Source organism: Helicobacter suis (assembly GCF_902196125.1).
GTDB classification, from domain to species: domain Bacteria; phylum Campylobacterota; class Campylobacteria; order Campylobacterales; family Helicobacteraceae; genus Helicobacter; species Helicobacter suis_B.
Genome location: NZ_CABIKG010000012.1, coordinates 53,276 through 62,397 on the forward strand (window position 1 = coordinate 53,276; position 9,122 = coordinate 62,397).

Consider the following 9,122-nt stretch of genomic DNA (forward strand, 5'->3'; position numbering starts at 1 on the left):
TCTTAATTATAGCACCATTAAGCTTAAGTTAAAATGACATGGACTTTGCCCTGCTCTATCTTAGAAACCTGACAGGTTAAAGAGGTCTCTGGCTTTAAATTTTGCCAATCTAAATCTTTAAGATCACTCTTGTGTAGCAAAGCTTGACCACCCCCACTTAAACGCACAAACACACCAAAATCCACCACTTTTTTAACCCATGCCTGTACCTGCTCCCCAGCCACATAAGAAGGGATTTCTAAAGATTTTAAAATAAAATCTTTGGCCTCCGATACTGCCCTTTGGGCGCCATGTATACACACTTCCCCGCTTTGTTTATCCAAATCAATTTGTACCCCAAAACGCTGTAAAATTTCTTTGATATTCTTCCCACCCGTGCCTATAAGGGCGCTAATTTTTGAAGAGGGGATATAAAAACTCTCTGAAGTGGGCATGGCTTTTGTGTTAATTGGCATGATCTGTGCTATCTCTTGCATGCGCTCTAAAATCACCATGCGGGCTTGTTTAGCCTGCTTTAAAATTTCACCTAGCCACTCTAAGCAAATGCCAGATAATTTAGTATCCATTTGCATCGCTAAAACCCCCTGATGGGTACCAGCAATTTTAAAATCCATATCCCCTTGCATGTCTTCTAAAGCGCTAATATCACTTAAAATAGCATGTTTATCCCCCTCTAGCATAAGCCCCATTGCCACACCGGCTACTAAATCGCGTATATCAATCCCCGCTGCTTTTAAAGCCAAAGAACCCGCGCATACACTTGCCATAGAACTAGAACCATTGGATTCTAAAATTTCAGAAACAAGGCGAATTACGGGGTGTTGCTCTGGTAATGTGCTCTCTAAAGCCTTTTGTGCCAAATGCCCATGCCCTAATTCGCGCCGGCTTAATGCACCCATTGGCATCGCCTCGCCCACACAAAAGGGAGGAAAATTATAATGCAACATAAAGCGCTCTTTAGTGGGTACTTTTTCATAAGTGCCTAGCCCTTGTTTGGCATCATTTTCACTCCCTAGTGTGCAAGCCACTAGGGCTTGGGTATGCCCGCGCTCAAAAAGTACGCTAGAGTGGCAGGCAGGCAAAAGATTAGTTTCTATATAAATAGGGCGGATTTGTGTGAGAGTGCGGCCATCGGGTCGTTGCTGTTTTTCTATAATCTCTGATCGCAAATGGGTATACAAACAGGTTTGTAAGGCTAATTTGAGCTCCTCTAAACTCACTTGTTGGCCTTCTAAGTTGAGTTCTTCGGCTATTTTTTGGATTAAATCTTGTACTTGGGCGTTGCGTTCGCTTCTAGCCATTAAAGCTGAAGTTTCTAAAATAGTGGCTTTAAAGCGTGAATTGAGTAAATCTATGAGAGTCGCATCTGGTTTAATAGGGTCTTTAATAGAGAGACTTTTTGGTTTTCTATGGGGGGTAAAATGGTGGTAATAGTGCATGCAATATTCTTGTATTTGTATGTGGGCATGTTTGATTAAATCTAATAGTTTGGATTCTTCTAAAGCATGTTGGCAATCTTTTATCTGCATTTCTATCATCAAAATAGCCTGCGCATTCCCCACCACTAACAAATCCAAAGACTTAGCCGTATCATTTAAACGCAGGGCGTGAATCGTTGTATCTACCCCAATATTGGCTAAATAAAGCGCATTGCTAGCAGCATTGAGCGCACAAACTTGTAAATCGCTTTGATAATCATAACTAAGTACTAAAAGAGTGATCTGGGTGGGGTAGGTGTATCCTTTAGGGAAAAGAGGGCGCAAACTGCGATCAATAAGGCGGGAGGTGAGGGTTTCAAAGGCGTCCATTTTTCCCTCGCGTCTTAAAAAGTTGCTTGGGAAACGCCCGATAGCATAAGCCCTCTGGGCATATTGTACGCTTAGGGGTAAAAAGTCAGTTTCTGCATGTTGTCTATCTACCACCACACTAGCTAAAATCACCGTATCTTTATAGCGATAAAGTAAGGCGCTATCTGCTGTCTTGGCTACATAATCAATTTTAAACTCTTGCCCGTTAATTTCAATATTTTGCATAATATCCTTTCAGTTTAAATTTATAATGCTTTTAAAATTTCTCCTATTTCATTTTCCTCAGTATCAATAGGGGTTTTATAGTAGTGTTCAACACTAACAAAATATTCAGGGCGATACACACTAATCACCCCATCGCAAAGCAAAGAGAGAGCATCGGCTACATTCTTGGGCAAAATGGGGGTGAGAACATAGATATTTTTCGTGGATTTAGCCATGCAAGTTTGAATCGCAAGATTAGCCGTCATGCCCGTTTCAATGCCATAATCTACAATGAAAACATCTTTATTTTCTAAAGACCAAATGGTGTTGCCTTTGCGGTATTTATAAATTTTAGAGAGGATTTCTTCTTCATAAACCCGTTTAGCCTCGCCATAAACATAGTCTAAAGTGATTTCAAAAGAGTTAATCAAGTTTTCATTCATAAGAATACCCATGTTTTCACTCACTAATGCGATCTCACATTCACGATTTAAGGGGGCATAAATAGGGGCGGTGAAGAGAAAATCTAAGGCCGTCCCTAGTTTTTTAGAGAGTGCATGGGCAAATTTTAAACCTTTCAAACTTGTAACAAGTACAACGGCGTTTTTGGTGTCTAAATGCCGAATGAGTATTTCATTCATGAGTTGGTTAAGCGCATCTTCAGGGCTAGCAAACATGAAAGTATCTACCAAATTACCCATATTATCTCCTCTTTAATGAGCGGTAGGTTAAACTAGTTTTAGTGATTGGAGAAAAATCTAAGGTAAACTTGACATAGTTATTTTCATAAACCCTTAAAGGATCGCTTGGGTTGCTTGTTAATACGGGGCGGCGCTGGTTAACAAACTCTAAACCAAATCCAAAACAGCGAATCTTTTTAAAAATCCCAATGTTCCAATTGAGTATGATATTATTTTCAATATCATAACCCACAGAGGTCATGAAAGAAAACCACCTAAAATCATTACTCAAGCCTGCTTTGATGTAGTTAGAGTTGTTAGTGGCAATTTTTTCAAGGGCAGTTTCATTAAAATTCTTTCTCAAATAATAAGAAATATTGGCGCTTAAAAATTTATGGGTGTAGTTTGCATTAATAGAGGCTTCAGTTAGGCTGTTATAAAACCAAGAGTAAAAAATTGTGCCATAAATATCTAAACCTCTTAAAGGGGAAAAGCCAATCTTACTTTCCATAGGACTCTGAGCAATAGAGGTAGGGTTAGCAAAGTCAAGTACCTGACTGATACGCCAATAAAGCAATTCCTGCCCATTGAGCCCATAAAGATATTGGGTGAGATTTAAATAAAGCTGGCTACTAGAGGGGTTTGGGCTAAAGAGTAAAGAGGGATTCCACACGGCATCATAAAGGTGGTTTTGGTAGTCATACTGCGTAAGGGTGTCATTGGTGTAGCTATTTTGGGCTAGAGCGCTAAGGGTGTACATATTAGAGTTAAATAGCCCATTTGCAAAGGTGTAGTAAGCCCCACTTAGTACAGCTTGTAGCTGGATTGTGTGTAAAAGTTTATGGTATTCGCGCGCTAAATCGCTATTAAGGTAGAGAGCATAGCTACTAGAAAAGTAATTCCCAAATTCTCTGGATTGATTACCTACTTGGGGAATGTAGCTAGTTTTTTGATTCAAAATGGCTAAGTTACTCAAATCAATCGTATTCCATAGCCCCACAGAGAGGTATTTTTTAAAGAGAGAAAATTGCAACCCTAAAGGTACATTGATCGTATTTTGTACATAGCCATAACCCACTGGGCGCACCACATTATGGAATTGGTAGTCTAAAGAGTAAAGGAGGTGTTTCCAGCCTAAGGTGTTTAAGTATTTGTGGTATTGCAAATTAGGCAGGGATTGGAAGGTTTCATTATTATTAATCTTATTGAGGTTTAAAAAATACCGGAGATAAAAACCATAAAAATGGTTATTGGTTTGGACATAGTAATTAACCCGCGACATGTGGGTCGCATCGGTGATGCGTTTATTGACCTTTTCAAAGCGCACATAGTCTAGATCGTTCATGTAGAGAAAATCTATATAAGAGGCATTGTCTAGGGATCTTTTGAGTCCAAAATATTTTTGCAAAGTCTGGCGGCTTGCATTGAGCATTTCAAGCCCGTAGATATTTTGGTTACGCAAATCGTATTTTTTAGTGTAGGCGTTGTAGTTTCTAAAATAGCGCATGTTAAATAAAAATTTATCCTGATGCGAATTAATCCAACGGGCTTGAAAATTCATTCCTAACCCGCGTTTAGAACGGATTTGAGGGACAAAAGTCATGTCCCATGAATTTTTAGGGGCGATGTAGATAGGTTGTAGATAGATAAAGCCGGATAAGTTTGAATCACTAAATTCAGGATAGAGTAGGCCACTAGAGCGCTTATTACTCGTAGAAACAAAGGCATAGGGAAAATAAAATATGGGGATTTGGCCTAGATAAACTTTAGGATTCCAAAGAGATAGGTGGGATTTATCCACATTATAATGGCCAGAGGAGGCGTTAACATGCCAAATGGGATTTTCAATATCACAGCCTGAGGTTGTGAGGTTTTTAATATGGTATTTATTTTGTTTGGCATGGGCAATATCAGCGCTGATCCAAATCCCTGTAACACTATCTTGTACATAAAAGGGAAAAATGAGTTCGTATTTTTTATCCATTTTAAGTTTGATATGCTCACTTTGTACCAAAAGCCCCTCTCCACGATAAACCCTCACATGCCCATCTACGGTGGCTTCTTTCTTTTTTGTATCATAGATTACGCGATCGGCTAGAATATAGACATCATAGTTAAGTAAAACAGCATGCCCAGTGGCCACTACAATATTATTTTTAGAATCCACCCGATCGGCTAATAACTCAAAAATCTTATGGTTTTTCTTGTTAAATTTTTGCACGGCCACTTGTTGCTTGCTAAAAAGTACACCTAGCAATAAAAAAATGATAAAAGTACCGCGCCACAACACTCATTTAGACACAATAACCAAAGTCTTGGCATGCCGGTCATGGAAAGTACGGCCAAACTTATCCTTAAAACAATAAGCCAAAGGAAAAAACAGCAACGCCTCTTTATACAAACAACGCTTCATGCGCGCAAGAAATGGGGGTTTATCTAAACTACTCACATCTAAGATACGCAAGTGGAAAACTAACTTACCAATACTGTTACCCAAAAAGCCCATCAATAAACTTTCATAAAGAATATGCAAACCAAAGAAAGCACATAGAAAGCGTAAAAAAATAGGGTGCAAAGGCAAATAGGGGTGTAAATCCCAAGTTAAAAAGCTTACCCAAACTAAATCCACCCCATAAGCCCCCACACGCCATGAAAAGGGGGCGATTACAAGGTGTTCTTTATAGAGTCGCTCTTCTAGTTTGGCTTCCATGCGCCTCTAAAGTGATCCAATATCTTCGCGAAACTGCATGCCTTCAAATTGTACCTTTTTAACTAAGTTGTAAGCGTGGTTTTTAGCCTCACTTAGCGATTTACCCCAACCCACGCACACACACACCCGCCCCCCAGAAACCAAAAACACCCCATTTTCTTGTACAATCTTGCCTAAATCCAAATGGGCGTTTTTTTCATTCATCGGATCAATATAGACATTTTGCCCCCCAGAAATTTTATAAGGGTAATCTTTAGAAGCCAGCACAACGCCTAGTGTGTGTTGGGGGTGTAATTCTAACTCCATTGTATCTAAACGATCCTCTAAAGTCGCCTCTAATAAATCTAACAGAGGCGTTTTTAATAAGGGTAAAAGCACACTACACTCAGGATCGCCTAAACGGACATTAAATTCAAGCAAATAAGGTTCTAATTGCCCCTCTTGTTCAACCACCATAATCCCCGCATAAAGCACCCCGATAAAGGGCGTACCCGCCTCTACCATTGCTTTTAATGCAGGCTCTATAATTTGGCTTGCAATCTTACTTTTTAAAACCTCATCGCATAAATTTGAGGGCGCAAAAGCTCCCATTCCACCGGTATTTGGCCCTTCTGGAGTGAGTTTTTTATAATCATGGCAGGGGGGTAAAAGAAGATAGTTTTGGTGGTGCACCAGAGCAAAGATAGAGAGTTCAAAACCTCTTAAATATTGTTCTACTAGTACTTTTGAGTGTTTTTCTTGCAATAAAAGTTGCCCTAATATTTGTTTGTATTCCTCTTCACTCTGGACCACCACCACGCCCTTACCTCCAGAAAGCCCATCAACTTTAACCACCAGCGGAAAGCCCAAAGCCGCAACCTGTTCTTGGGCTAAAGTGTGATCGCGCACAATACAGTAAGGAGCTGTTGGGATATGATATTGCGTGGCTAGATTTTTAGTAAAACTCTTAGAGCCCTCTAAGATACTAGCCTTTTTACTGGGCCCAAAAACAGCAAGACCGGATTCTTTAAGCATGTCGGCTAAACCCCCCACTAAAGGCTCTTCAGGTCCAATTACGACTAAATCAATGCTCTTTTGCAAGGCAAAATCTACAATTTGGGTGTATTCTTCTAAGGGGATATTTTCGCCAATGCTTTGAGTCCCGCCATTGCCCGGGCAAAAATACAGCTCACCTATGCGTGTATCCTCTTTTAACTTGCGCCCCAAAGCATATTCGCGCGCCCCGCCCCCGATAATTAAAATTTTTTTCTTCATTTATACCCTATTTTTAATCACCCAAACGACCGTTACTTGTGTGCGTAGTTCAAAGAAGCTACAAGAGGCCAAGAGGATCTTTTTAGGGGGCAAATACCAAGATGCCCATCACACCAAAACCACTACTGAGAGCCTCACAAAGATGGATAAAAGAACTTGCCATTTTAAGAAACACGCATCGCCCAGGCTTTGGCGCCATTATACTAAATTTTACTTAAGTGTGCTATCCAAAAACACCTCCCTGAAGAATGCTATTTTTAAACAACTAAAATCACCACTGATAGCTCTTTAGCTAAGCAGATTAGAACACTAAGCTATTCTAGGCTATTTAAGCGCGGGGAGTGTCAAAAGACTATGCGGAAAAAATCATGCTAAAAGAGGTTATTTAAGAAAAATCCCGTGAGGTTATGCTTAAGAGAAAGCACCGCTTAAAGAAAAAAGGGCAAAGGGAGAATAGCGCCTAAAGAGGGAGTTAGCTTAAATGGAAGTTATACTTATAGAGGTTACTTTAAAAGGGAAATTTAGAAGGAAACTACACAAAAAAGCCTCGCAAAGAGAAAACTAAACTTTGGAGAGCACCGCTAAAAAAAATACGACTAGAGCAAACACCGCCCAAAATTCCCGCTTCCTTCCCCCTTTTGCCCTTAAAAATTAAAGGGAAGCTTTGCTAAAAACCAAATTTTGCTAAAAAACCGCTCAAGAGAAATCCCCGCCTAAAAACCCCTACAAATCTAGTCTGTCAAAAGCCAAGCAAAAGCGCTAATTACGCTAAAAAACACCGCCCTAATCTTGGGAAAGGACGCTTAAAAGAAAGTACCCCTAAAGGGTAGCCAAAGAGAAAGAATTCTATAAGAGATGTACTTTAAATGCAGTTAGCTTAAGCTTTAGCTTTAGTAAGGGCAATCATCAATCTAGATTATGGATATTGCTAATTAAATTATAAAGAAACCAACTATCGCCATTGATAAAGGTTTGTGGTTTGGCTCTTGCACCATCTTTATGGACACTAATCCCGTCTGAATAGGGCGTGATAGAGATGAGTTTAGCAAAAGGAATTCTCAAACTCTTAGACTTTCCGCAAAAATAAAGGTGTTTGGTGGTGATGGCTAGTAAGCCAGTATCTACATAAGACATCTGTTCTTCTTGGATTTTATGCCCCTTAAATGCCCCTACGCGGTAGTACACGCCCTTAGCAATTCTTAAACTCACCCCCTGAGACCCTCCCACATATGAACTCACAGTCTTCATCTCAAAATACTGAACCCCATTTTCTGCCCAAATCAATTTTTCATTTTTCATAAACACAAAGGGTAGAGAATCGCCTATAATATTAATCCCTGTGGGCATCACACCCTCACAAACATGCCTTAAAATTGAGCCCTGTTTGAGCTTGGTATAATAGCCATTGGAGTCTAAATCCTCTTGAGAGAGATTAAAAAAAGCGATCAATTTTAAGACGCCTTCCTCCTCTTGCTCAGTTAAAAGTCCATCTTCAAGGGCTGTTTGGATAGCAGCCTCAACCCCTTTAATCAGCAAAGTTTTTTGCAAGACTTGATCAATAAAACTTTCTTGGGCAATTTGCTGGATGCGTCTTTGTAGATTCTTTAAATCCTCCGGACCGGTAGCTTGTTTAGCGTAATTATCATTAATGACATCTTGAATAGCCTTTTGACCCTCTAGGTGCTCTCTTTGGCACTTTTTGTGTTTGGATCTTAAAAACCCCGCCTTTTGCCCACAAAAGATACAAATACCCACGATCTAACCAAAAACCCTTTCACTTTAATCCATAAGCCACCACTGGCTTTCCTCTAAAGACCCTGATCATACCATGCTGAGTTAAAAATAACCCTATTTACCCCTGAGCTTTAAAAATATGCTTTTAGACTCTCCAGTAGTTTTAAGTACCAAACAAAAGCGCCCGTTTTGTCAAAAAAAAGCCCAGTTATAAAAGAGTTAGCTTAAGAGGAGCGGTGTTAAGAGATCGCACCAAAAAGAAAAACACCGTTTAAAAAGAGAATAGCGCCTAAGCATTAAAAAGTTGCACAGAGAAAACACTATAAGCAAACCGCGCTTAAGATCAAGCTTTGCTAAAGGGGAGGGGAAACTACACTAAAAGGAACAGCACTTAAAGGAAAGATTGTATAAAAAGACTAGCTAAAAGAAAGTCCAGATAGAGCAAGGTTTTAAGAAAAATCTTCGTGAGGTTATGCTTAAAAGAAAGCGCTGCTTTAAAGGAAAAAGGCGCGAAGGGAAAATAGTACCCATAGAGGGAATTAGTTAAATAGAAGTTATGTTTAAGAGGTACTTTGAAGAGAAAACTTAGAAGGAAACTACACAAAGCCCCATAAAAGAGAAAGCTAAATTTTAAGGGGTTTGCAAATATGCGTTGACATGATAACTAAATTCTTCTCTCAAATCGTGGAAAAATTCTTTGCAATCTGTGCGCTTAGCAAAGCGTAATCTCTT

At 39.6% G+C, this 9,122-nt stretch carries 6 protein-coding genes; all 6 read right to left on the reverse strand.

Annotated elements, in window-relative coordinates; translation table 11 throughout:
* Nucleotides 1–23: 23 nt before the first annotated feature.
* The 6 genes from G6Q00_RS05940 to G6Q00_RS05965 all read right to left on the reverse strand — a co-directional run bounded on the left by G6Q00_RS05940 (nucleotide 24) and on the right by G6Q00_RS05965 (nucleotide 8,411).
* A complete protein-coding gene (locus G6Q00_RS05940) occupies nucleotides 24–2,033 on the reverse strand; it encodes a polyribonucleotide nucleotidyltransferase (protein WP_163532405.1) in 2,010 nt (669 codons plus the stop codon).
* A 20-nt stretch (nucleotides 2,034–2,053) separates the two neighbouring features.
* On the reverse strand, nucleotides 2,054–2,713 hold the full coding sequence (locus G6Q00_RS05945) for a phosphoribosyltransferase (RefSeq protein ID WP_163499443.1): 660 nt from the start codon (nucleotides 2,711–2,713) through the stop codon (nucleotides 2,054–2,056).
* Nucleotide 2,714: 1 nt separating this feature from the next.
* A complete protein-coding gene (locus G6Q00_RS05950) occupies nucleotides 2,715–4,982 on the reverse strand; it encodes an LPS-assembly protein LptD (RefSeq protein ID WP_163532406.1) in 2,268 nt (755 codons plus the stop codon).
* Nucleotides 4,983–5,402 (reverse strand): RDD family protein, encoded by a 420-nt coding sequence (locus G6Q00_RS05955; protein WP_163499445.1) that lies wholly within the window; start codon nucleotides 5,400–5,402, stop codon nucleotides 4,983–4,985.
* A 6-nt stretch (nucleotides 5,403–5,408) separates the two neighbouring features.
* Entirely contained in the window at nucleotides 5,409–6,656 is a 1,248-nt protein-coding gene (gene purD / locus G6Q00_RS05960; RefSeq protein WP_163532407.1) for a phosphoribosylamine--glycine ligase, read from the reverse strand.
* Between the two features lie 906 nt (nucleotides 6,657–7,562).
* Complete coding sequence (locus tag G6Q00_RS05965; RefSeq protein ID WP_163532408.1) at nucleotides 7,563–8,411, reverse strand: hypothetical protein; 849 nt, start codon at nucleotides 8,409–8,411, stop codon at nucleotides 7,563–7,565.
* Nucleotides 8,412–9,122 lie beyond the last annotated feature (711 nt).

Coding starts and splice junctions, on each gene's coding strand:
- G6Q00_RS05940 (WP_163532405.1), bottom strand. CDS start 2,033: ATGCAAAATATTGAAATTAACGGGCAAGAGTTTAAAATTGATTATGTA.
- G6Q00_RS05945 (WP_163499443.1), bottom strand. CDS start 2,713: ATGGGTAATTTGGTAGATACTTTCATGTTTGCTAGCCCTGAAGATGCG.
- G6Q00_RS05955 (WP_163499445.1), bottom strand. CDS start 5,402: ATGGAAGCCAAACTAGAAGAGCGACTCTATAAAGAACACCTTGTAATC.
- purD (WP_163532407.1), bottom strand. CDS start 6,656: ATGAAGAAAAAAATTTTAATTATCGGGGGCGGGGCGCGCGAATATGCT.